Annotated in this window: 20 protein-coding genes and 1 riboswitch; of the genes, 6 read left to right on the forward strand and 14 right to left on the reverse strand. The window is 56.4% G+C overall.

Annotation, left to right across the window (positions count from 1 at the left end; all coding sequences use genetic code 11):
- Positions 1 to 30: 30 nt before the first annotated feature.
- Entirely contained in the window at positions 31 to 759 is a 729-nt protein-coding gene (locus tag FDK21_RS12975) for a protein-disulfide reductase DsbD domain-containing protein (protein ID WP_171022073.1), read from the reverse strand.
- Positions 760 to 1,144: 385 nt separating this feature from the next.
- On the opposite strand from FDK21_RS12975, the gene FDK21_RS12980 reads away from it, so the two are divergent.
- Positions 1,145 to 1,777, forward strand: a complete 633-nt coding sequence (locus FDK21_RS12980) for a YqgE/AlgH family protein (protein ID WP_138148897.1) — start codon at positions 1,145 to 1,147, stop codon at positions 1,775 to 1,777.
- Positions 1,778 to 1,864: 87 nt separating this feature from the next.
- Here the strand turns inward: FDK21_RS12980 and FDK21_RS12985 are convergent, their stop codons facing one another.
- From FDK21_RS12985 to FDK21_RS13005, 5 genes are all read right to left on the reverse strand, one after another.
- Positions 1,865 to 6,061 (reverse strand): EAL domain-containing protein, encoded by a 4,197-nt coding sequence (locus FDK21_RS12985; RefSeq protein WP_138149033.1) that lies wholly within the window; start codon positions 6,059 to 6,061, stop codon positions 1,865 to 1,867.
- Between the two features lie 341 nt (positions 6,062 to 6,402).
- The gene (locus FDK21_RS12990) at positions 6,403 to 7,023 is read right to left on the reverse strand and encodes a GNAT family protein (RefSeq protein ID WP_246657578.1); all 621 of its coding nucleotides are present in this window, start codon (positions 7,021 to 7,023) and stop codon (positions 6,403 to 6,405) included.
- 565 nt (positions 7,024 to 7,588) lie between these two features.
- Positions 7,589 to 8,863 (reverse strand): pitrilysin family protein, encoded by a 1,275-nt coding sequence (locus FDK21_RS12995; RefSeq protein ID WP_138148899.1) that lies wholly within the window; start codon positions 8,861 to 8,863, stop codon positions 7,589 to 7,591.
- Between the two features lie 124 nt (positions 8,864 to 8,987).
- Positions 8,988 to 10,400, reverse strand: coding sequence for a threonine synthase (gene thrC, locus FDK21_RS13000; RefSeq protein WP_138148905.1), 1,413 nt, complete (start codon positions 10,398 to 10,400; stop codon positions 8,988 to 8,990).
- Between the two features lie 294 nt (positions 10,401 to 10,694).
- Positions 10,695 to 11,033 carry a type II toxin-antitoxin system ParD family antitoxin gene (locus FDK21_RS13005; RefSeq protein WP_198662917.1) on the reverse strand — a complete coding sequence of 113 codons (339 nt, stop codon included), beginning with the start codon at positions 11,031 to 11,033 and terminating at the stop codon, positions 10,695 to 10,697.
- A gap of 826 nt (positions 11,034 to 11,859) precedes the next feature.
- Between FDK21_RS13005 and FDK21_RS13010 the strand changes: the two genes are divergently transcribed.
- Positions 11,860 to 12,186, forward strand: a complete 327-nt coding sequence (locus FDK21_RS13010) for a PilZ domain-containing protein (protein WP_138148907.1) — start codon at positions 11,860 to 11,862, stop codon at positions 12,184 to 12,186.
- A 285-nt stretch (positions 12,187 to 12,471) separates the two neighbouring features.
- Here FDK21_RS13010 and rnhA read toward each other — a convergent pair whose 3' ends face one another.
- Positions 12,472 to 12,918 carry a ribonuclease HI gene (gene rnhA, locus FDK21_RS13015; RefSeq protein ID WP_138148909.1) on the reverse strand — a complete coding sequence of 149 codons (447 nt, stop codon included), beginning with the start codon at positions 12,916 to 12,918 and terminating at the stop codon, positions 12,472 to 12,474.
- Positions 12,919 to 13,192: 274 nt separating this feature from the next.
- On the opposite strand from rnhA, the gene FDK21_RS13020 reads away from it, so the two are divergent.
- Complete coding sequence (locus tag FDK21_RS13020) at positions 13,193 to 14,035, forward strand: methyltransferase (RefSeq protein WP_138148911.1); 843 nt, start codon at positions 13,193 to 13,195, stop codon at positions 14,033 to 14,035.
- A gap of 17 nt (positions 14,036 to 14,052) precedes the next feature.
- Here the strand turns inward: FDK21_RS13020 and FDK21_RS13025 are convergent, their stop codons facing one another.
- The gene (locus FDK21_RS13025) at positions 14,053 to 15,108 is read right to left on the reverse strand and encodes a trifunctional transcriptional activator/DNA repair protein Ada/methylated-DNA--[protein]-cysteine S-methyltransferase (protein ID WP_138148913.1); all 1,056 of its coding nucleotides are present in this window, start codon (positions 15,106 to 15,108) and stop codon (positions 14,053 to 14,055) included.
- Between the two features lie 239 nt (positions 15,109 to 15,347).
- Positions 15,348 to 15,455, forward strand: a riboswitch (glycine riboswitch).
- A 212-nt stretch (positions 15,456 to 15,667) separates the two neighbouring features.
- Here FDK21_RS13025 and gcvT point away from each other — a divergent pair.
- Together gcvT and gcvH are read left to right on the forward strand one after the other, a co-directional pair.
- Positions 15,668 to 16,804, forward strand: coding sequence for a glycine cleavage system aminomethyltransferase GcvT (gene gcvT, locus FDK21_RS13030; protein ID WP_138148915.1), 1,137 nt, complete (start codon positions 15,668 to 15,670; stop codon positions 16,802 to 16,804).
- Between the two features lie 79 nt (positions 16,805 to 16,883).
- Positions 16,884 to 17,258, forward strand: coding sequence for a glycine cleavage system protein GcvH (gcvH, locus tag FDK21_RS13035; RefSeq protein ID WP_114009768.1), 375 nt, complete (start codon positions 16,884 to 16,886; stop codon positions 17,256 to 17,258).
- An 87-nt stretch (positions 17,259 to 17,345) separates the two neighbouring features.
- Here gcvH and FDK21_RS13040 read toward each other — a convergent pair whose 3' ends face one another.
- The 4 genes from FDK21_RS13040 to FDK21_RS13055 form a co-directional block, all read right to left on the reverse strand.
- The gene (locus FDK21_RS13040) at positions 17,346 to 19,385 is read right to left on the reverse strand and encodes a bifunctional diguanylate cyclase/phosphodiesterase (RefSeq protein ID WP_138148917.1); all 2,040 of its coding nucleotides are present in this window, start codon (positions 19,383 to 19,385) and stop codon (positions 17,346 to 17,348) included.
- Positions 19,382 to 19,840 (reverse strand): molybdopterin-dependent oxidoreductase, encoded by a 459-nt coding sequence (locus tag FDK21_RS13045; protein WP_171022074.1) that lies wholly within the window; start codon positions 19,838 to 19,840, stop codon positions 19,382 to 19,384. The genes FDK21_RS13040 and FDK21_RS13045 overlap by 4 nt, the downstream gene beginning before the upstream one ends.
- A 366-nt stretch (positions 19,841 to 20,206) precedes the next feature.
- Entirely contained in the window at positions 20,207 to 20,887 is a 681-nt protein-coding gene (locus tag FDK21_RS13050) for an HAD family phosphatase (protein ID WP_138148921.1), read from the reverse strand.
- Positions 20,888 to 21,009: 122 nt separating this feature from the next.
- Positions 21,010 to 21,789, reverse strand: a complete 780-nt coding sequence (locus FDK21_RS13055; RefSeq protein WP_138148923.1) for an SURF1 family protein — start codon at positions 21,787 to 21,789, stop codon at positions 21,010 to 21,012.
- Positions 21,790 to 21,852: 63 nt separating this feature from the next.
- On the opposite strand from FDK21_RS13055, the gene FDK21_RS13060 reads away from it, so the two are divergent.
- A complete protein-coding gene (locus FDK21_RS13060) occupies positions 21,853 to 22,182 on the forward strand; it encodes a hypothetical protein (protein WP_114009763.1) in 330 nt (109 codons plus the stop codon).
- On the opposite strand, the gene FDK21_RS13065 is transcribed toward FDK21_RS13060, so the two are convergent.
- A complete protein-coding gene (locus FDK21_RS13065; RefSeq protein ID WP_138148925.1) occupies positions 22,173 to 22,559 on the reverse strand; it encodes a DUF983 domain-containing protein in 387 nt (128 codons plus the stop codon). The genes FDK21_RS13060 and FDK21_RS13065 overlap by 10 nt on opposite strands.
- 145 nt (positions 22,560 to 22,704) lie before the next feature.
- Positions 22,705 to 23,547 (reverse strand): cytochrome c oxidase subunit 3, encoded by an 843-nt coding sequence (locus tag FDK21_RS13070; RefSeq protein WP_114009762.1) that lies wholly within the window; start codon positions 23,545 to 23,547, stop codon positions 22,705 to 22,707.
- Between the last annotated feature and the right edge of the window lie 43 nt (positions 23,548 to 23,590).

A 23,590-nucleotide genomic window follows, 5' to 3' on the forward strand; every position in this document is an offset into this window, starting at 1 on the left:
TCAGGTTCCCTTCGAGATGGTGATCCCATCCTATTTTTGCAACGTGATGACTTGTTCGACTGCTTCCTCGCCATTGGTCAGCGTGAAGCGGAGATCTGTCCCCTTGCTTTGCCCGCCTTCAGGCAGGCCGTCAAGCGTCAGGGCGAATTGCTGGTCACTGACCTTGGCGCTCGGCTGCTTGACCGTCAGGGGCAGCAGCCAGTCCTTTGGCCCCTCGACAAACAGATCCTTTTCCCCGTAACCATCGGGGATCCGGGTGGTGATGACCAAGCGGTCCGGCTTGCCATCCTGCCCTTTGTCATGGCTGATTTTGGTGATCTTGAAGCCATCAGAAGCCGCAACAGGCACCAACGCCATATCCCGGTCGATTAGCAATTCCACCCCGGGCGCCCGGCTGCCACCTGCCGGAATATCAAGGGACAGATCCGCTGCCATGGGGACGCAAAGATCAGAGCAAAGACCCAGCTGCACATTGATGGCGAGGCGGGTCGGCTGGTCCTTGGCCTTAGGGGTCACCAAGATGGGAAAGATGATCGCATGCTTGAAGCCGAGAATTTCGGATTGACCAACCTTGATCCTGCTTGGCACCGGCCAGAGAATGTCCATGTCAGCGACATTGCCGGACGCAGCACCATCAAGCACCGGCGGGATGCCGCTGTCACCGGGTATCTTCCAATAGGTTTTCCACCCTTCATCCAAGACGATTTCCAGCCCTGCCTTGTAGCGGCCGTAGCTGGTGCCGCCGGCAATGAGGCGCACCTTGCCTCCCAGCGTCTCCTGCCATTCGGTTTGCATTGCCTGTGCAGGGACAGCCAAACTGCATGATAGGGCGACGAATGCCAACAGATTGCAGATGGACAACTTCCCTAAATTACTGAAATACTTCACCTATATCACTCTTTTCAAGTTCGCCGAACCAGCCAGTCCAAAATTCACATTGTTGACATACGGGCTTGTAACCATTTTGCCAATTGCCAAGCACGGAGCTTGGTGTTCATGCTATCTGCTAACACTGCTATCATGGCGAGGTGATGGCCGGGCACTAAATCCCGAAGGTCAGATGCTCATTTTTTTGTGATCAGCCAATCCTCCGCCGCACCGAGTGGTCTTTACATTCAGGCACTCTCAAAGGTACCCTTAGGTCATGGTTGATTTGGATGAACAGGATATAGCGGGCACGCAGCCTGCCTCGTTGGCCACTTCCCTCGAAGGGAAGTTTCTGGTGGCCATGCCGACGCTCAAAGGGCCCTTCTTTGAGCGTTCCGTCGTCTATTTGTGCAGTCATTCCGATGATGGCGCGATGGGGCTGGTGGTCAATCAGATCTCGACACAAATCACCTTCCCTGACTTGTTGCGCCAAGTCGATATCTTGAGCGACGACGACCAGTCGATCAATTTGCCCGCCCCTGCCCGCAACATGCAGGTGCTCAATGGCGGTCCGGTCGATCAGGGACGCGGCTTCGTGCTGCATAGTGCCGATTTCAAGCTTGAAAGCTCGACGCTGGATGTGTCCGACGATATCTGTTTGACGGCGACCATCGAGATCCTGCGGGCACTGGCGGAAGGCAAGGGACCGCAATCGGCCTTGCTGACACTGGGCTATGCGGGTTGGTCCCCCGGCCAGTTGGAAGAAGAGCTGCAAAGCAACAGCTGGTTAACCTGCTCGGCCGATCAGTCGTTGTTGTTCGAATGCGAGGCAGAAGACCGCTACCAGCGCAGCCTTGATCTGATGGGTATCGATCTGACCATGCTGTCCAGCGAAGCAGGCCACGCCTGATCCGGTTATACCTGAAATGACTTGTCGTATTTTATGATCAAAAGATCAGGCATCTGTCCCATACGGATCAGATGCCTGTCTTTCCCGTCAGTCTTTCTTGCCACCAATCATCGCCTGCCTGATGGCTGATGCGATATCCTGATCAATGCCAGACATGTCCGGCATGGCAAAGGGCAACCCGCCATCCTGCTCTGTGTCGGGCTTGCGGCCCGCCGACACGGCACGGCCAATCACCGGGGACGCCGGGGCTGGCTGTGGGGATTGAGGCTGTTCAGATTGCTCAGACTGTGTGGTCTCTTCGCCTTTGTCAGCTTCCCTATCCTGTTTCGCGTCCTTTGCGGCAGATGATATCTGCTGCTGTTTGGCGTCATCCATGTCAGGAGAGGAATCCTCATTCACCCTTGGGGCTGCATCTTCCCGCTCGGATGGCTCCGGTTTCGGGGTGGATTCAGCTGCGGGCTGTTCCGATGAACGGTCTTGGACCACAGTCTCGACCGCTCCATCTGCTGCCGATCCCTTGGAGGCAGCATTGGTTCCCTGTGGCGCCACAGAGCCAAAGTTTGGCATATTCAATGTTGCGACCGGAGGCAATGGAATGACCGAAGCCTTGGCGCTGGCAGCTTCCTCTTGCTTGGGTGGGACCAGAGCCTGTTCAGCATCCGAGACTGTTGGCGGTGTGCCCAGATTGTCGACGCCGATGGCCTCGGCCACTGCGGCACCGATGGCGTCTTCCAGCGTATTTTCGTGTGCGCCTTTCAATTCTGGCTCAGTTGTCGACGTCTCTTTGGTCTCTTTTGAATCTGCAGCCGCAGCGTCTAGGGGAGGCAACACGGGTCCGGATGCTTGCTGAGGCTCGCCATGCCGATGCTGCGGACCAGAGGCTGTGTTGCTTTTCTCAGTCTGCCCCTTATCAGCGCCTTCATTCTCGCGCGGCGTAGCGGTGCCGTCCTGCTGTTCGGCTTTTTTGGCCGTGTCGGGTTGTTTTGGCGGCACAGGGTTGATCACTGGCGGATTGACCGGTGCGGTATTGGGTTGTGCCGCACTGGGGGACCTTGGAGCATTTGCCGGGGCGGTTGCGGAACCATGGGCTCCTCTTGCTGGCTGCATCCGGGGCGCAGGGTGAGCGGACGGGTGCGATCCCGAGACTGGCACACCCCTTGGCTTTGCCGGACCCTTGTCGGTCAAGTCCAAAGCGAGACCTTCCGCAAGCCGGGCTTCCAGTGCATCAGTTGGGTGTGGTCCTGCGGCTTTTACCGGCTGTTTCGAGGCATCCGGCTTTGGCAGGCTCTGCTCGGCGATGGAACGGGCATAGGCCTGTTTGCGCTCAAGCTCTTCTGTTTCCTTGCGGCGGCGCTCTTCACGGGCGCGACGCTCTTCCTCTGCCTTGCGGGCCTGAGCTTCAGCTTCCTGCTGCTTACGGCGCGCGGCCGCTTCTGCCTGCACCTGCTTGGCATGTTCAATCTGACGAGACAACAAGCTTTCAGCGTCCGCAGAGACCAGTGGTTTGCCGAACAGATAGCCCTGCCCCATCGGACAGCCCATCTGGGTCAGCTGGGCAACAGCCTCCTCATTCTCTACCCCCTCGGCCACGAGATTGAGACCAAGGTCATGCGCCAGCTTGACAATCGATTGCAGAATGACCGGTGTCACGCCTTTGCCATGGCCAACGAAACTCTTGTCGATTTTCAAGGTGTCGAACGGGAAATGCTGCAAGTAGGCCAGCGAGGAATAGCCGGTGCCGAAATCATCAAGTGACAGACCAGCGCCCAGCGCCCGCAACTTGTCGAGCACCTGCGAGGCATATTCCGGATTCTCCATCACCAGGCTCTCGGTCAGCTCGAGCTTAAAGGTGCCCGGATTGACGTTGGAGCGCGACAGAATGGTTTTCACATCATTGAGCAGATCATGGCGCAACAGTTGTTCTGAGGAGACATTGACGCTCATGAAGAGACGGTCAGCGCCATCCAGCTTTTGCTGCCATTCGGTCAACTGGCGAGCAGCCTGTTCCATGATATGCAGGCCAAGCGGCACAATCAGGCCATTGCGTTCAGCCGCCGGGATGAAATCGGACGGCGGAATTGGTCCGCGTTGCGGATGATTCCAGCGGGCAAGCGCCTCGAAGCCCTTGATCATGCGGTCTTGCAGATTGACGATCGGCTGGAAGACCACATCAATTTCCTTGCGGTCAAGTGCGGCAATCAGATCCTTGTCAAGAGAGCTACGGCCCCTGCCCTGCTGACGCAGGGATGGGCGGAACGGTTCGATGCGGTCACCGCCCATGCGTTTGGCATGATAGAGGGCCAGCTCGGAATCGCTGAGGATCTCGCCTGCGGCCTTGTGAGACTGAAGATCGAAGATCGCAATGCCAAGCGATACCGACAGGGCAATTTCCCGCTCACCGAACGTAATCGGCACCTTGAGCACCTTGCGCACATTATCGGCAAAGACTGCAATGCGTTCTGGCTGTTGCTCGGAAATGAGGATAATGGCGAACTGATCGCCATAGAAACGAGCGATGGAATCCTGCGGCTTGAGCAGGCGCGACAGGCGACGGGCCACTGTCAGCAGAAGGGAATCGCCGATCGACAGGCCGTAGCTGTCATTGATCTTGCGGAAATTATCGATATCAACCAGCAGGACAGCCGGTTTGGCAGCGCCTTCGGCCTGTGTGCGGACCATCGCAGCAGACAGACGATCCTGCAGCAACTCGCGGTTTGCAAGGCCGGTCAGATTGTCATGCACCGCATCATGCAGCAGCCGCGTTTCGGCTGTGCGCTGGTCGGTGATGTCAAGCAAGGTGCCAACGCAGCGGACCACTTCGCCATCGGTGCCAACGACCGGGCGCGCGCGCAGCTTGAACCAGCGGTAATGGCCATCGTCGGCACGCAAACGGAAATCCTGATTGACCCGCCCACGGCGCTGATCGATCACCGCATCAAGCATGGCGGAGAATCGATCCTTGTCCTGCGGGTGCAGCATTTCCAGCCAATCGCGGGCCGGACCATCAAGGGCGCCTTTTTTCAGGCCCAACAGCTTTTCGGCTTCGTGGGTGGTATGGATGCGATCGCGCGGCACGTCCCAGTCCCAGACCATGTCGCCGGAGCCAACAATCGCCAGAGCTCGGCGCTCACTGTCGGACACGATGCCTTGGGCCAGAATGCCGCCTGAAAAAGCGTGCTGCATGATGGTGAAACAAAAGAGCAGCACCAACAGAACCATGCCACCGCTCAAGGCTGGCTGGACGAGATCATTGTCGATCATGCCCGACACCGCCGCCCCTGCGGCCAACAACCAGAGCAGCAACAGGATCCAGGTCGGGATCAGCATGATGGCGCGGTCAAAGCCGGTGAAAGAGAGATAGATGATCACGGCAAAACCGGCCAGCGCGGTGACGACCATCGACAGCCGGGCAATGCCAGCGCCGAGCGATGGGTCATAAAGGGCGAGGCCCAGAATCACGACAAGGAAGATCAGCCAAATGCCCGATGCATGCAGATAGCGCACATGCCAGCGATGCAGAGTGAGATAGGTGAAGAGCAGAACGAGAATCGATGCCGAGAAGATCACCTCTGATCCGGCGCGCCAAACCGGCTCATAATTGGTCGGAATGTCGAACAATTGCGGCATGAAGCCAAAATCAATCGCCAGATAGGCCAGAACCGACCAAGCCAGCAAGGCCGCAGCGGGGAACATGGCCGCGCCTTTGACGACAAACAGGATGACCAGAAACAGAGCCAACAATCCGGCAATGCCAAGCACAATCCCTCGGAAAAAGGTGTAGCTGTTGACATAGTCCTTATAGGCTTCAGGCTGCCAGAGATTGAGGCTGGTCAAGCTGCGATGGGCTTGCTCACCAACGAAGGTGACCACGTTGCCCGGATCAAGGGTGACGCGGAAAACATCGGCTTCGGAATCGGGAATCCGCTCCGGCGCAAAGCCCTGCGAGGTGGAAATGGCATAGACCCGCTGAGCGCCGAGATCAGGTTTTAACAGACCGGAACCGGGCAGCCGGAAATGGGGGACCACAAGATAGCGGTCGATCTGTCGGTCGGTATTGTTGGCCAGCGCGAAGACAAACCAGCCCGGAATGATGCCTTGCTGGCGGGCGCGCACTTCGATCCGGCGGACAATGCCGTCTGGTCCGGGTGCCGTTGAAACCTGAATGCGATCGCCATCGCCATCATAGCGTTCGATGACATCACTGAGGTCGAGAACCAGACTATCCGCTTTGACATCGACAGCCTCAACCGCTCCAGCCCCGCTGAGGGACGCAAAACTGAACATGGCGGTCAGCAACAAGACAATCAGAACGGATACGCGATTCACCAGAGATCCTCATAATTCAACGACCTGCGCTTTGACGATAGGCGCAGAAACAGTGCATCATAGTTAAAATTTTGCTACCCGCCACACAAGACGAAATTCGCAAACTTGGCCTTTTTCAAAGGAAAAGGCCAAACTTTTCGCCCTGTCGGTTAGGAAGCAGGAACGAAGCCAAAGGGAAGGCGCGTTGTCTCGCCAGACAATTGGCTGGAATCACCTTGTCAAAAGCCGATCAGAGCAAGCCTTGCATAGCGCTCACCTCTCCCATACCTTCTCATCAATAGCCTTGGGCAGCGCATGCCTTACGGATAGTGAGGGACAGGGCCAGTTTGAACGCGAGGCTGGGCGTTTGGTGCCTGCAAATCCGAGCGCAGAACCGAATAGAGCAAGTGATCTTCCCAATTGCCATTGATGCAAAGATAGCTACGCGCCTTGCCTTCAAATTGAAATCCGCATTTTTGCAGAACCGACATAGAAGGTCCATTGCTTGGCAAGCAGGCCGCTTCAACACGGTGAAGCCCTTCATGATCAAACAAATAGGGCAATAACAAGGCTACTGTTTGCGTCATATAGCCATGACCTGCGAAATCTTCCCCCATCCAGTAGCCAATCGAGGCGGACTGGCAGATACCACGTCGGATATTGGAAACATTGATGCCGCCAATCAGCCGATTGTCTTCATGGCGAAAAATCAGAAAAGGCAAGGCACGGCCAGAACGGCGGTCTTTCTGATATTGTTCCAGACGACGGCGAAAACCGTGAGGCGTCAGATCGTCAGCCCCCCACAAGGGTTCCCAGGGGCGCAGGAAGTCAGCACTGGCAGCGCGCAAACAGGCCCACTGATTATAGTCTGCCTTGGAAGGATGGCGCAAATAGATCAGTGCGTTGCTCAGGGGGGACGAGTGTGGTGGCGGTGTAGGGATACCGGTCCAGACAGACCCCAGTGAGGCCGAGAAACGCCGAATCGGGTCTGCACCTTTTCGGGTTTCAAAGTCTGCGCGCATGCGAGGACGCATAAGCTTGCCTTTCACTGCATGCAGCAAAAGGGTCATCCAGGCTTTACCGGACCCAACCTGATCGCCAGCCATATCGTTCTTCCAGCCTTGCTGTTGCCGCCTCTGAACAGTGTCAATTCACCGCCAGAGGTTCGCATGAGCGGGTGTTCAAATATGCGAACCGTCAGGATCTGCTGCGCGGACCCACAAAGGTTGCAGATCCATACTAATAGAACAACCGCATTTCCCCTAGCCCGAATTGAGGCCAACCGAATGCGGTGCAGTTCCCCTTCTGGCGCTTGCACGGGCTTTGACACGCGGATGGTGCCATCGCCCCCTTTCCCGTTACGGATGCGCACGATGACAAAGACCATCAGGCAGGCACATATACGGGACTGACCAAAAAGGAAGTCTTCTCTTTTTAGGTCAGTTAACGGCGGTGGACCAGTCGTCTGTCAGTGCGAATCCGGGAAACGCACCGCTCGTCCCCATGTCAGTTTGTCGCAGACCCCATCCGTTCGGCCACTTCATCGGCCCACATCAGCTTTTCAACTGGCCCGACCGAGGCAAGGGATGGCTTGGAACCGGTGATAATATCGGCAGCCAGATTGCGAATGTCATCAATGGAAATCTCGGCGATGGCGTCAACCATTTCCTCAAGCGAACGTGGCTGGCCGAAAATCATCCGCTGGCGGGCCAACTGGCTGGCGCGGGCCGACGGGCTTTCCATACCCATCAGCAAACCTGCCTTGATCTGGGCACGGGCGCGATTAAGCTCAGCATCGGAGAAATCCTCTGCAGCGCGGGCCAGTTCTCCCGTGATGACCGGCATTAATTCTTCGAGATCTTCAGCGCTGGTCGCCGCGTGGATGCCGAACAGGCCGCTGTCTGCAAAGCCCCAATGAAAGGCATAGACGGAGTAACACAGGCCACGCTTCTCGCGCACTTCCTGAAACAGCCGCGATGACATGCCGCCACCGAGCATGGAGGCGAGAATCTGGGACTTGTAGAAATCCTCGCTCTTGTAGGAACGGCCCTTGAAGCCAAGGATGACCTGCGCTTCCATCAGATCCTTTTGCAGATCCCGTCTTTCACCGCCCACATAGTGTGCTGGCACCAGCGGTTTGGCCGGCTGATCGGCAAAGCCACCAAATGCCTGCTCCCCCAAGGCCACCAGCTCTTCGTGGCGCACACCACCAGCTGCAGACAGGATCATCGAAGGTCCATGATAATGCTGCCCCAGATAGTCATGAATGGCGTCGGGCGTGAAGGACTGGACCGTCTCAGCGGTGCCCAGAATGGTGCGACCCAAGGGTTGATCCGGGAAAGCCAGTTCCTGAATGTGATCGAAGACCCGATCCTCGGGCGCGTCATGGGCTGCACCGATTTCCTGCAGGATGACATGCTTTTCGCGGCGCAGTTCTTCAGGATCGAAGGTCGAGTTGCTGAGGATGTCGCCAAGAATGTCGATGGCAAGCGGAACATCCTCTTCAAGAATGCGCGCATAGTAGGACGTGCTTTCGATCCCGGTTGCCGCATTGACCTCGCCGCCCACGGCCTCAATCTGCTCAACGATATCGGTCGCAGACCGCGTTGCCGTGCCTTTAAAGGCCATATGTTCGAGCAAATGGGAAATGCCATGCTCATCGGCCCCTTCAGACCGTGAGCCCGCTGCAATCCAAACCCCGACAGCGGCGCTTTTCAAGTGAGGCATTTCATCGGACAGAACGGTCATGCCGTTGGTGAGACGGGTCATGTTAACGGTCAAATGCTTTCCTCCCTTTCCTGACAGCGTCAGGGTTTATGGTCAGACGCTCCCACCCGCATGGCAGCGAGCAGGAGCGTCTGGCGGTCTGATTGATCCGTAGTTTTAGGATCTGTGGCGTTGCGGATCAAGCCTCATGCAGGGCGCGAGCCCGTTCTCGCATGAAGGCCTCGACGGCATCAGCGCTGTTTTCCAGTATCGAGAAGCGCTCTTCACGACCCATCAGGTCCGACAGCCAGAGGGGCAAATCCGGATATTGGCCCGAAGCCTCTTCAACTGCAGCCGGGAATTTGGCCGGATGGGCGGTTGAGAGAACCACCATCGGGCTGTTTGAGTTGTCTGCTGCAGCCACCTTGCGGGCCACATGCACACCAACAGCCGAATGTGGATCGAGCAAATAGCCCGTGTCGGCCAGCACCTGACGAATGGTTTGCGTGGTGTCTTGCTCACTGGCTCGATCAGCTGCAAAACCGTCACGCAGGCGAGACAAAGGCCCCTCGGCAATTGTGAAAGAGCCGGACTGCTTCAGACCGGACATCATACGCACAACGCTGTCGGCGTCCCGATCATGGACCTCAAACAACAGCCGCTCGAAGTTGGACGAGACCTGAATATCCATGCTCGGGGATGCTGATGGGGTGACACCAAGCACTTCGTAGGCACCATTTTCCAGCGTCCGGGCCAGAATGTCGTTCTGATTGGTGGCGATCACCAATTTGTCGATTGGCAGTCCCATCTGCTTGGCAACAAAGCCGGCGAAAATGTCACCAAAATTGCCCGTTGGAACCGTGAAGGAGACGGTGCGATGCGGCGCGCCCAGCGACAGGGCAGCGGTGAAGTAATAGACCACCTGCGCCATGATCCGCCCCCAGTTGATAGAATTGACGCCGGACAGAGCGATCTCTTCACGGAAGGTCTTGTTGGCGAACAGATCCTTGACGATGGCCTGACAGTCATCGAAATGGCCCTCAAGCGCGATGCAATGCACATTGTCATCGAGCACAGAGGTCATCTGGCGCTGCTGAACAGGCGAGACACGGCCATTGGGGAACATGATGAAAATATCGGTGTTGGAGCGCCCCCGGAAGGCTTCGATCGCCGCCCCACCAGTGTCGCCAGAGGTTGCACCGATGATGGTGGCACGGGCGTTGCGTTCGGCCAGCACGAAATCCATCAGGCGGGCGAGCAACTGCATGGCGACGTCCTTGAAGGCAAGGGTCGGACCATGGAACAGCTCAAGCACAAATTCATTGGCACCGGTCTGGATCAGCGGCGTTACCGCATCATGACGGAAGGTGGCATAGGCCTCGTCAATCATGGTGCGAAAGGTGTCGTCAGGAATTTCGCCTTCGACAAATGGCTTCATCACCGCAAAGGCGATGTCCTGATAGCTTTTGCCCGCCAGTGCCGCCATGTCCTCGGTGGTCAATGTCGGCCAGGTCTTGGGTACATAAAGCCCACCATCACTGGCAAGACCTGCCAGAATGGCATCACAAAAACCTAGTTCGGGGGCCTGCCCCCTGGTGCTGACATATTTCACGACGAATGCGCCCTTTGTCTCCTGAGCCTGAGTTGTTTCAGGCTCCTTCTTTCATTACGCGCGGCACCCTACATGGTCCGATCAGGCAGGGCAAGCCTGACGCGACGCACGGCCACCAGCCACAGCGATTGCGATGTGGATCGCCCACATACGCACGAAGCGGATGCGGGGATGTCGCCTGAATGAGGGATCGAACATGCCGGGCTGAAGACAGGCAAAGGAAAAGCAGCGCAGAGTTGCTGCACTGCTTTTCCGGAAAGGCTGTCGCCCCGATAAAGGGGGATTCTGAAGCGCTTATTCTGCTGCGATTTGGGAGCGCAGCAGGCCCTTGGTGGTCGGGATCACCGGACCAGCAGGAGCGGCGCTAGATGCCAGTGCACGCATGGCGTCTGCCATGGAGTGCGAAATTTCGGATGTTTCATGCGTCAGGGCTTCGAGATCCTTTTCAGACCTGTCGTGCTTCGAGACGAGTTCGGACTGCTGCAAGTGGAACTGCAGCATTTTTTCTTCAAGGAGCCTCAAACCGGCCTGCAACACTTCGGCATCGCTGCCAAAGCGCCCGGAAGCGACCTGTTTTGAGATGAACTGTTCGAAGTAGGAACCGATTTCCACCGCTTTGTTATCCTGTGTCACGACAGTATTGCCTTTCCTTTGTTTTGGTCTTGCCATCCAAGAAAACCAATCTCGGGTGAAAGTGTGCCGCACCCACCCGGGACAGATTTTGACACAGACAAACCGAGCCGCGATGGCACCTGAAAGTGCCAAGCCTCTTTGTTCGCGGCTTGCGCCACGGATCGGAATTTGAAGTAATCGAAACCAGAAATAGGTTGCCTCGATCAGACATCCGCGCTTTGTCTGCATCTGGCGCTAGTCTGGCAAGGCTGTGCGGATTAGGAAACGATTCTTTAACGTTCTTTTCGCGGTAAGCTGACAAGCCTTTTTTTGGCTTTCCACATATCCCCAATGTGCGATGCGATAAGCCTCTGACTCTTCGACTATCCTTGCGAGTCAAGATTGACGCGGGGCAATTTTTCCACCTATTTCGCATTTTGGGCTTCCCTTCACTTATCCCCAATTCGTACTTTATTTGTTCCTCTTTTAACTAATCTGTTTTTGATTTCTCAGGACAAGTACGGAGATTCTTTTTTGCCGCTCAATTGCCTCGCGCGCGGTGTGGTCATTTTTATTCTTCACTGCTCAGAAACATGGAAAATAACCCATAAACCATTTTAAGACATTGAAACTTTGAAGCAAAAAATAGTGTCCACACGGAACACTGCCGTCATTAACCTTTAATTAACCTCCGAATCACTTCTCCCGTGCAGACGCAATCGGAAATTGATAAAATTCAAATCAAATGCGGTCCGGCCTCTCCGGATCCGTAATGATGGACGCATCGGTGGAAACGGTCCGCGCGACGCAGGATCCGGCCAGCCGAGCATTCAGGGGGATTTAAACAGTGACACACACACCGGAACGCCGCACGGAAGATCGCCAGCGCGTCCTGAAAGGTGGCAAGGTCTTCTATAACAATTTCGCGATCAGCCTTGATTGCGTCATTCGCAACGAGAGCAGCCACGGCATGCAAATAACGCTCGACCCGAACTGCGCCCTCCCCAACGAGTTTTCCCTGCTCAATCGCAAGGAAGGCACATTGGCCGACGCCAAGGTTATCTGGAAGAACGGCGACAAGATGGGCATCGAATTCTGTTCCAAGATGCAGGATGTGCGCACATTCGCCAAAGCGGATATCCGCCGGATGTCCATCATCGCAACGCGTGGCTGATTGCCCGGCCACACCAACGGCTTGAAGACGATTGCAAGAAGTTGACCATCCTCTCCTGGCATCCCCATCTGGGAGAGACGGTCTCGCGCGGCCCCTTGTCTGAGCGGTTCAGGATGAACCGGACAGGCAAGGGTCTGTGCGCCCTACAAAACCCTGAAAGGCTGATCAGTCCCCCAATTGTGTCAGCCTTTCAGAAATTCCGAACAGCTTGATCTCACACGACCTCACTGGTGGAGCCCTTCGCGGGTTCCACCCTTTTCTTTTGGGGCTAGCCCCAAGCTTTTGTCAGCTGCGTCCAGCCTTGAAGGGTGCCATGCCACGACGGGCCAGCTCATCCGCCCGCTCATTGCCTTCATGGCCCGCATGCCCCTTAACCCAGTGCCAATTGACCTTGTGCCGTTTCAACGCTTCGTCCAAGGCCTGCCAGAGCTCGGCATTCTTCACCGGTTTCTTGTTGGCAGTCTTCCAGCCATTTTTCTTCCAGCCGTGGATCCAGCCAGTGATGCCGCCTTTGACATATTGGCTGTCAGTCCAAAGATCGACCTCACAGGCGCGCTTGAGGGCATTCAGCGCTTCGATCGCCGCCTGCAATTCCATCCGGTTGTTGGTGGTCTCGGCCTCTCCACCGCACAATTCCTTTTCATGCTCACCAAAGGTCAGCAAAGCCCCCCAGCCGCCCGGCCCCGGATTTCCAGAACAGGCTCCGTCTGTATAGATCGTGACTGTGCTCATTTTAACGTCCTTGCTTCACTCTTGGCGGCTTCATCTTAAGGTTTCGCGTCCTCGCGCTAATCGCGCTGCGGGCGACATGGTCAGGATTTCGCGTCCTCGCGCCATAGGCGCTGCGGGCGTCGAGGGCAACGAGGGTTGGCGAATCTCAATTGGTTCAGTTTATCTAGCCAGAGGTTGGGCAGGTTTCAAGCCACGCGCCATTGGAGCCTGTCATTCTGACTGGACCTTTTTACACTTGCCGTGTAGAGCTTCTGCCATATTCATAGCAGGCAGAATGATCATGAGCGAAATCGACACAGACGCCCTCGCGGAAGCCTATAATCGTGGGCTGGAGTTGGAAAAGGCGGGGCAGAAGGCCGAAGCGGCAGAGGCCTATCGGCAAGCCCTGACCATAGACCCGGATGATCATGCAGGCGCCTCAGTTCGACTGGCAGCAATGGGGTTGGGGCCACAGCCCGACAAGGCACCGGTTGCCTATGTCGCCACCCTGTTCGATCAGCACGCGGCGGCGTTCGAGAAAATCCTCGTTGATGATCTGGGCTATGCGGTGCCGATGATGGTGCGCGAGATGATCGTCCAATATCAGCCAGAGCGCCGTTTTACCCGGATGCTTGATCTGGGCTGCGGCACCGGGTTAACCGGCATTGCCATGGCGGAGAAGGTCGACAACATGATCGGCGTCGACATTTCAACCGGCATGCTGGACGAAGCCTATGACAAGGAAGTCTATGACGATCTCTATGCAGGCGACGTGGTCGAGTTTTTGCGCGACATTGAAGATGACGGCACCGGCGAGGAAGGTGGCTGGGACCTGATCGTGTCGACTGATGTGCTGCCTTATCTGGGCGAGCTGGACGAGAAATTCCATCATGTTGGGCGCTGTCTCGATACCAAGGGTCTGTTTGCCTTCTCGTCAGAAACTCTGCCGGAAGACGAGTTTGGTGACGCCTCCTATAAGGTAGGACGCCTTCAGCGCTTTGCCCATTCGGAACGCTATGTCCGGGCCTTGCTTGATGCGAATGGCATGGATGTGAAGCATTTCCAGATGATCATTGTCCGCACCGATGAGGGCAAGCCGATCTATGGCCATCTGGTGCTGGCGGAAAAACGGGCCTAATCATTGGGTCAAACAGATCAGGCGCTGCGATAGCCCTGCTCGAGTTCGATCAACTTTTGCTTACGCCAGAGGCCACCACCGTAGCCTGTGAGGCTGCCGTCGGCGCCGAGGATCCGGTGGCAAGGCACGACGATGGCAATCTGGTTGGCTCCGTTGGCGCGGGCCACAGCCCGCACGGCGTCGGGTTTTCCCAAAGAGGCCGCCAGCGCCCCATAGGTTCGGGTGTCGCCAGCAGGGATTTGTCTCAAGGCATCCCAGACCGCACGGGTGAAAGGCGTGCCGTGATAGGCAAGTGGTGTGCTGAAATGAGCCGCCTTGCCGCTGAAATAGGCCTCCAATTCCTGCGCGATGCGTTCGGTGGGAGCGGTGCTGCCAAAGCCGAGACTTCCCTTAGTGGCCTTGAATAGCGCCCTTAGCTCGGTCGGCAGAGCCTTGCGGCCGACAAATTCCAGCAAATGCAAATGGGACGCGTCACTGACCGCGATCATCGCCCCCAGCGGCGTGTCGATCCAGTCGGCTTTCAGCATGGCGTCCGCTTTGAAGTCTGACGGCTTTAGCCCAATCAGCCGGGCAAAAGCCTGTCGGAAGGCAGAGGCCGACTCAAATCCCGCAGCCTGTTGTGCATCGATCACCCGGTCGCCATCGGACAGGGCTTGAAAACTGTCGCGCAGACGGGAGATGCGGGCCATTTCCAGAAAGGTCATGCCGAAGCGGCGCTTGAATGTGCGGCGAACGGTGGAAGGATCCAGCCCCAGGCGGGCAATGTCGCCTTCGCGCCAGAGGCGACTGGTGTCGGCCTGAAGGGCAGTGAGCAATTGATCAATGAGTGGATCCGGATCCCCACCTGCACTAAGAGGATGGCACCGTTTGCAGGGGCGAAAGCCTTCCTGCAGGCAAGTCGAAACACTCTCATGGAAACTGCAATTTTCCCGTTTCGGCTTGCGGGCAGGACAGGTCAGGCGACAGAAAATTCCGGTTGAGCGAACCGCAACAAAGATGCGTCCGTCAAAGGCGGGATCACGGTCCAGCAGAGCCTGATAGAGGCTGTCATCGGTGGGGCGTTCATACAACATAGTGTCTCTATAGCCGAAATCGCGGCTGGCTGCGGTCGAAAAACGGGCAGCTATTGGGGAAATGTGTGTTTGCGCCCCCGCAGCAACCGGCCCAGCTGGCCGCAATACCCCCAAGAAGCGCGGCTTTATCGCCTTTTGCTGCTTGACTTTGTCCTCCTCGCCACGCACCTTGTCGGGACAGGATTGTTGTCGCAATTCTGGTTCCGTCTTTCCCCTTTCGTGAGGGTTTGGGCGGGAAATAAAGGTCAGCGGGAGAGCGCTTTTGGCGCGGATATCGCACCGCCCAGACGCCGCCGAAGGAGCAACCGCCTCGGAAACTCTCAGGCACAAGGGACCGCCCGACCAGCGACACTCTGGAAAGCAGTCATGAGCCCGGTTCGGGTTCTGGGCTCACCGAAGGAAGCAACCATGCCTCCCGCTTGCGGGCCATGGGAAATCTCTCAGGTTCTGGGACAGAGGAGGCACCGATGCAAAAGCTGTTCGCGATAGTGCGAAAGGCCAATGCACCCGTGCAACCCCGAGCGCTGCCAAATGCGCGCGCCAGACTATGAGGTGAGAGATGGCCGACTTGTCCGCTGCCAAGAAGACACCCCTTTATGATTTGCATGTCGAGCTGGGCGGAACGCTTGTCGATTTTGCTGGCTATGCCCTACCCGTTCGCTATCCGGCGGGCATTATGACCGAACATTTGCATTGCCGTGAACAGGCCTCCCTGTTCGATGTCTCCCATATGGGACAGGCTCTGCTGGTTGGGCCGGATCACGAAACCACCGCTCGGGCGCTGGAAGCCCTGACCCCGTCTGCCTTCACCAAACTTGGCCTTGGGCGGATGCGCTATAGCGTTCTGCTGAATGAGGACGGCGGCATCATTGATGACTTCATCGTGACGCGCCCGGAAGATCCTGCCCTTGATGGCACTTTGATGCTGGTGGTCAATGGCGCCTGCAAAGAGGGCGACTATGCCCATCTGGAAGCCAAACTGCCGCAAGATGTGACCCTCACGCCATTGCCGAACAAGGCTCTGATTGCCATTCAGGGGCCAAAGGCCGTTGATGCACTGGCCCGCCATTCCACCAAGGCTGACGCACTCACCTTCATGTCTCACACAACCGATGTCATTGATGGCATTGAGGTAGTGATTTCGCGCTGTGGCTATACAGGTGAAGACGGGTTCGAGCTGTCCTGCGATGAAGCCGACGCCGAGCGTCTTGCTCGCCTTCTACTCAATGAGCCAGAGGTGGAAGTGGCCGGTCTTGGTGCCCGCGACAGCCTTCGTCTGGAGAGCGGGCTTTGCCTTTATGGTCATGACCTCGATACCAACACTGACCCGGCGGAAGCTGATCTTGGCTGGGCCATTCAGAAGCGCCGCCGCGAGGAAGGGGGCTTCCCCGGTGAAGCACGCATTCTCAAGGGCCTCTCTGAAGGCCCATCGCGCATTCGCGTTGGTTTGTCGATCCTTGGCAAGGCCCCTGCTCGCGAAGGCGCAGAGATTCTCGACATGGATGGCAATGCAATCGGTGTGGTGACATCCGGCGGCTTTGCCCCGAGCCTGCAGCAGCCAATCGCCATGGGCTATGTCACCCCGGCCTTTGCGCAGGCAGGTTGCAAGGTTCAGCTGCAGGTGCGCAAGCGTCTGCTTGAAGCGGAAGTGGCCGCCATGCCGTTTGTTCCACAGCGCTATGTTCGCAAACCATAAATTACCCCATCCAACACCTTTTATCGGGGATGCGGCATCCATCCCCAGACAGTTTGAAGATCCAAGAGGGACCTGATCAATGAGCACCTATTATTCCGAAGACCATGAATGGATTTCCGTTGAAGGCGACATCGCCACCATCGGGATCACCGATTATGCCCAGAGCCAGCTTGGTGATGTGGTGTTTGTTGAGTTGCCTGAGGTGGGCGCCAGCATGAGCCAGGGCGATGAAGCCGCTGTTGTCGAAAGCGTCAAGGCGGCCTCAGAAGTCTATGCCCCGATCGATGGCGAAGTTACCGAAGTGAATGAAGGTTTGGAAGAGGACCCCTCCAAGGTCAACAGCGACGCTGAAGGCGACGCATGGTTCCTCAAGATGAAGGTGGGCGATGCCGGGCAGCTCGAAGGCCTGATGGATGCCGACGCCTACAAGGCCTTTGTTGCCGAACAAGAATAGGCTTACACGCCAGATCAACCATGAAAAAGGCCATTCCGGGTGATCGGAAAGGCCTTTTTCTTTGTCTTTATGCGTCTTGCCGTGCCGTCAGGCGATGCAGCGAATCTGAGCGCGTGGCTCGCTGAGGCGCTGATGTCTGAGCCGAGAGAACATTTTGAGCTTGTTCACCGGCCGACCGAACAGATAGCCTTGCCCGATGGTGCAGTTCTGATCTCTCAGGAATGCCAGCTGTTCCTCGGTTTCGATGCCTTCTGCAACGACCTTGAGACCCATGCCATGGGCAAGATTGATGACGCCGAGCACCAGTTTGCAATTCTCGCCCCCCTGCTCGATGCCAGAAATGAAGCTGCGATCGATTTTCAGGATGTTGAGCGGCAGGCTGTTGAGATAGCCAAGATTGGAATATCCAGTGCCGAAGTCATCCATTGCCAGCGAAATGCCCCGATCGGCCAGCGTTGAAAGCATCCGGGCGGCGGCCTTGGTGTCCTGCACATCAGCGCTTTCGGTGATTTCCAGCGTCAGATAGTTGGGGTCAAAGCCGCACTGATCCAGATGAGACAGAATCTCGTTTGGCAGATTGGGATTGTTGAGCTGCAGCGGTGACAGATTGACCGACAGATTGATCCTGTGACCAGCCTGATGCCACTGAACCGCGTCGTCACAGGCCTGACGGATGATCCAGTCGGACAGATCATCAATGATGCCCGCTTCTTCGGCGATCTCGATAAATTCCATCGGTGGAATATGGCCGCGTTCGGGATGGAACCAACGCACCAACGCCTCGGCTCCCGTGATCTGCCATTCATGATGCTCGATGGCATGGCTCGATTGTTCGGCCAGATTGACCTGCGGCTGGTAGTAAACTTCAAGACCGCCATCTTCGTGCAGCATCGCCCGCCGCAAATCGGCTTCGAGCTGCATGCGATGCTGAATGGCAACCCCCATATCGCGCTCATAGAAACGATAGGTCGCCCGGCCATTATTCTTGGCAGCGTAAAGCGCCAGATCCGCATCGCGCATCAAGTCGTCGGATGAGCCCGACAAGCTGGGAAAGCTGGAAATCCCAATCGAGGTGGAAATGCGCACTTCCAGATCGCCGAAGGTGAAGACCGCGGAAAGCGCATCGATAACCTTGAGCGACAGGGCAGCGGCCTGTTTGGTGCTCGACTTGGTCAGAATGGCAAACTCATCACCACCCAGTCGCGCCACAATGTCATCTGTCGAAGCAAAAATCCGCAGCAGCCGCGCCGCCGCCTTTTTCAGCAACCGATCCCCCATCGGGTGGCCGTAGGTATCGTTGACATTCTTGAACTTGTCGAGATCCAGCAGCAACAGGTGGAAACCTTGCCCATCCTCGTCAGCATCGCGCATATATTGGCACATTTTCTGATTGAGAAAGGCGCGATTGGCCAGTCCGGTCAGTGGGTCATGTTCTGCGAGAAACCGCACCCGCGCCTCTCGCGTTCGGGTTTTGCGTTCTTCACGCCGGGCGCGATAGGCCTCCGCACCGAACAGGGAAAGCAGAAGCCCGGCCCCGAGTGCGGAAGTGGTCAGCAGATTGTCCATCGACATCAGCACGGTTTCAAGGCGATCTTGCAACTCGACGGCCCGAAGCCTTTTGAGGTGGCTGATTTTCGCGGCGGCATTGTTGAGGATTGCCCCATAGGGATCAAGTCGCTTGCTAATGATTGCCTGCTTGTCGAGGTCCCCCGGTTCGAGATTCTGAACATAGGGCTCGATCTGGCGCATGGTGCGCTTGAGACCATTCAGGATTGGCTCGAGATTCCGCACCTGTTCATCTTCCAGACCGACGGTTGCCGAGTTGATTTGGAACACACGGCTCCAGAAAATGTCAAACGCCACCAGAACGTCGTCATGGCTGGTCCGGTTGCCACCAGACGCCGTCTCATGCCCGGACATCCGAACATAGGAATATAAGCGATCACGAAATCTGCGGTAGTCCAGTTCAAGTCGAACCCCTTCGTCCTGACCTGAAATCAAACGGTGGCTTTCTCCGATCTCCGCGCGCAACTTGTCGACTTTCTTGAATTGTGAGAATTCAAGCGCCAACAGAATGACGACAGAGACCATGTAGATAAAAGCGAGAACTTTAAGGTGCGTCTTCATCGGACCACCATTCTGGAAAGCTGCCAGACAAGCCGCATGCCGGAATCATGAGTCCGCAACTCCTCGTACTGGTCATAGGGATAGATGAGACGGGTTGGACCACGGGTGCGCACAGACAGTTGCTTGCCATCATTCTCCATCGCCAGAATCACATCATATTTGTCAAAGTCGTCGCGCGGGATCGTCATCCGGTAATTGTCGAGTGCAATGGCTTCGATTTCCGTGCCCTTGGCGCCAACATAGGCCAGCAGGTCTCGCATCAGCACACCACGCCAGATGGACGACTTGGTCGACGCATAGCTGCGGGTTTTGAGTTCGTGCATCCCGATCTGCTGTAGCATTGCGCGATCGAGGCGCACCTCGCCTTTGCCATTGTGGTGGGAAAGCTTGCCGGAAATGGTCAGAATGACCTTACCCGTTGGTTCGGGCAACATGCGCGCAGACGCATCGTCCACGCACAAGGCCGTTGCTGCGATGCCTATCAACATCAAGAAAGAAAGAAGTGCGCCGTGTCGCGCGCAGCAAGACCCTCTTTTGATCATATTTGCTTCCCCATAAGACTGGAACTGCCCCCCAGATCGCCCACGGGCCAGATGATCAAACTTGCATTCACAAATCGTAAAGTTTGAAATGCACAATCTCTTTTTGGTCAGTCCTGCATGGGATTTGATACGGTATGGTTAAGGATGCCTTATCGACACGGCCTCAAACCAACAGACCTCGCACCCAAAGCAAAAGAAAAGGGCGCTCCCGCCGGAATAGCGGAACCGCCCATGCATGGGACACAGGTCATATGCACAAAGGCCCAAAACAGGACCCGATCACCCGGATTGCTCGTCATGCCAGTTTTTAAGGGCTTCAATCGTGGCGGGCAGGTCCGCCAGACGGCGCACAACGGTTTGCGCACCCGCATCCATCAGATGCTCCCCATGGCCGGGATAGGTATGGCCGCCGCCAATGAAACCGATCACCCGCATGCCGGCACTGACACCTGCCTTTGTGCCGTGAAAACTGTCTTCAATAACGATGCAATCCTTCGGATCGACATCCAGAATGGTTGCCGCATGAAGGAAGACATTCGGGTCAGGCTTGGGGGCCTTGGTGCCCACTTCAATGGATGAATAGACATAGGGGCGGAAGCGATCCCACAGATCGGTGCGCCGCATGTTGGTTTCCAGATCTTCCGAAGAGCTGTTGGAACAGATGCAACGGGCATAGTCGAGCTGGTCGAGCATCTCGTGCGCACCGGCAAGTGCCTCGACCTTCTCAATCTTGAGCATGGCCCGATCCTCGACCCGTTGAACGATATCGTGGGGGATGCCGCGCTCGAATTCCTCTTCAAGCTTGGGAATGATTTCCTCGTGGCGCATGCCCGCATAACTGCTGGAAAAATCCTCGATTGTCATTTCCATCTCTTCTTCAGCCAACACTTCAACGGTGGCCTGTGCCCAGAGATATTCAGAGTCGACGAGCGTTCCGTCGAAATCAAAGAGTACCAGCATTCAACAAGTTCCTTGCAGTCGGATAGGCGGGATCTGCGGCCAATGGGTCTGGCAGCGCCACAGACATGGACCCTACGAGGGCGAAGGTCAATGGCTGGCCCATCACTTATGCCTACAGTTTTTTACTCAGATTCCGGTTCGGCCCGAGAGGGCGTTGCACGCACGGTGCGGACCAGCCAGACCCCGAAGACCAGCACCAGCACGCCTGCCAGTCCGAACCAGGTCAGAGCATATTGCAAATGGGAGTTGGTGAAGGTGATCCGGGTTTCGCCCCCCTGTGGCAAACCGTCAACACCTTGCCCCTTCGTCAGATCAACCCAATAGGGTGCAGTCTGCTCCTTGGATAAGCCCAAATAAGCGGCCATTTCAGAAACTTGCCGGACGATCCAGACATTCTTGACCTTATCGGCAGCCGGGCTGTTCCAGTTTTTGGGCTCATCAAATCGCATCAGTCCGGTCAGGGTCAGCTCTCCGGTCACCAACGTGTCGGGACGGCTGGTTGGTTCTTTCAAGGGATCGGGTACGAAGCCGCGATTGACGATCACGTCCCATCCAGCTGCGGTTCTGAAGGGGGTTAGAATGAAGTATCCCGGTCCGGCATAAGTGCCCCCCTGCGGCTTGCCAAGGGCAAACCAGACATGCACTTCGCGGCTATGGTCATAGTGTCCACTGACCGTGACCGGCTGATAGACATGGCTGCTTCTGGTGACCTTGTCCCATTCTTTCGGTCCGGGTGCGGTGATGGGTTGGCTCGCAACTCGGCTGTTGACGTCAGCAATCAGCTGTTCTTTCCAAGCCAATCGGCGGACCTGCCAGTTGCCCAGTGAGATGAGAATGGCAAAGGCGGCCAGAGCACAGAGGCAAAAAATCCAAAAGGACGGTCTATTGATGGATTTGGCCACGCATCTCTCCTCGGGTCGTGCTAAACAAGCTCACAAAACTCTGCCATAGGACAAGAGCCTGCAATGAAACTCAAGACCGACAGCTATGCTTTTCGCTTTTTTGCCCTGAACCTTTTTTTCCCTCTGGGTGTTCATCTGCTGGTTGGGCTGATCGGACTGTTCGGGCCTGATTTGCGTCAGCTCTGGGTGGCTCTGCCGGTGATCATGATGATCAACAGCCTCAATCTCACCTATGCCTTTTACTGCCGGGCCTGGCAGAGAACCGGACTGCTGGTGATTGTCGGCTTCAACATCATTTCGCTGTTCGCGATGGGGGCATTGAGCTTCCTGACTTCATTGTTCGGCTGGGTGCATATTGTGCCAGCCTTTGTCAGCCTGCTATTTCAGCCCTGATCTTTGTGGCCCTGCCCTTCTCGTTGTCCCTGCTCGGCCTTGGTCAGATATTGCTGGCCAATCAATGCGCCCTTCAACCAATAAAGGAATGAGAGGCACAGGATTACCGTGAGCGGTCCCCAGATAGAGACCAGTAGCCAAAGGGGTGGTTCATAGGTGAATTCGGTATAAAGCACGCCGCCGGTGGCAAGAAAGCCGACAATCATGATCACGAACACGGCCGGTCCGTCGCCACTGTCAGCGAAGCCATAGTCCAGACCACAATGGTCGCAATGATCAGCGACCTGCAAGAAGCCATCATAGAGCCTGCCCTCACCACAACGGGGGCAGCGGCCACGCAAGGCCGTTTTCCAAAGACTGCCAGTTTGCTCTGCCATCTGCTGATCCTTCCCGCTTCAGCCGAGTTTTTTGTTCCGGCCCAGTTTGTTTTTCCGGCCCAGTTTGTTTTTGCCATCAAACCATCTGCTATCAAACAAAAAAGGGTGACCGACGGCCACCCTTGAATTTTTCCATCCGATTGGATCAGTGGTGGGCGATCACACCACCTGCATTGCCCCACAGATAGATGGAGACGAACAGGAACAGCCAGACCACATCCACAAAGTGCCAATACCAGGCAGCTGCTTCAAAACCAAAATGCTTGTCGGTGGTGAAGTGACCCTTCAGCGCCCGCACCAAGCAAACAATCAGGAAGATCGTCCCGATAAAGACGTGGAAGCCGTGGAAGCCGGTGGCCATGAAGAAGGTCGCGCCATAGATGCTTTCCTTGAAGGCGAATGGAGCAACAGCATATTCGTAGACCTGCACTGCGGTGAACACAGCGCCCAACAGGACGGTCAGGATCAGGCCCCATTTCAGGCCTTCACGATCATTCTCGAGCAATGCGTGATGCGCCCATGTGACCGTGGTGCCTGAGGTCAACAGAAGCAGGGTGTTGAACAAAGGCAGGTGCCATGGATCAATCACCTCAATGCCTGCAGGCGGCCAAACGCCACCGGTATATTCTGCACGCAGATATTGCTGGGTTTCCCCGGCAAACAGGCTCGCATCGAAGAAGGCCCAGAACCAGGCAACAAAGAACATCACCTCAGAGGCGATGAACATGATCATGCCATAGCGCAAATGCAGCTGAACCACCGGGGTATGGTGACCCTGATGGGATTCCTTGATCACATCGCCCCACCAGCCAATCATGGTGTAGAGAACACCACATACACCGACGAGAAACAGCCAAATCGGCAGAATTTCGTGCATGTAGGTGATTGCGCCGATGGCCATCACAAAGGCCGAAATCGAGCCGATGAAAGGCCACGGGCTAGGATCGATAATGTGATAGTCGTGGTTTTTGGTATGAGCCTCAGCCATGTTTGGGTCCTCCCAAGCTCCTGATGTCAATTGGGCGCGCAGC

The organism is Cohaesibacter sp. CAU 1516 (assembly GCF_005771485.1).
GTDB classification, from domain to species: Bacteria; Pseudomonadota; Alphaproteobacteria; order Rhizobiales; family Cohaesibacteraceae; genus Cohaesibacter; species Cohaesibacter intestini.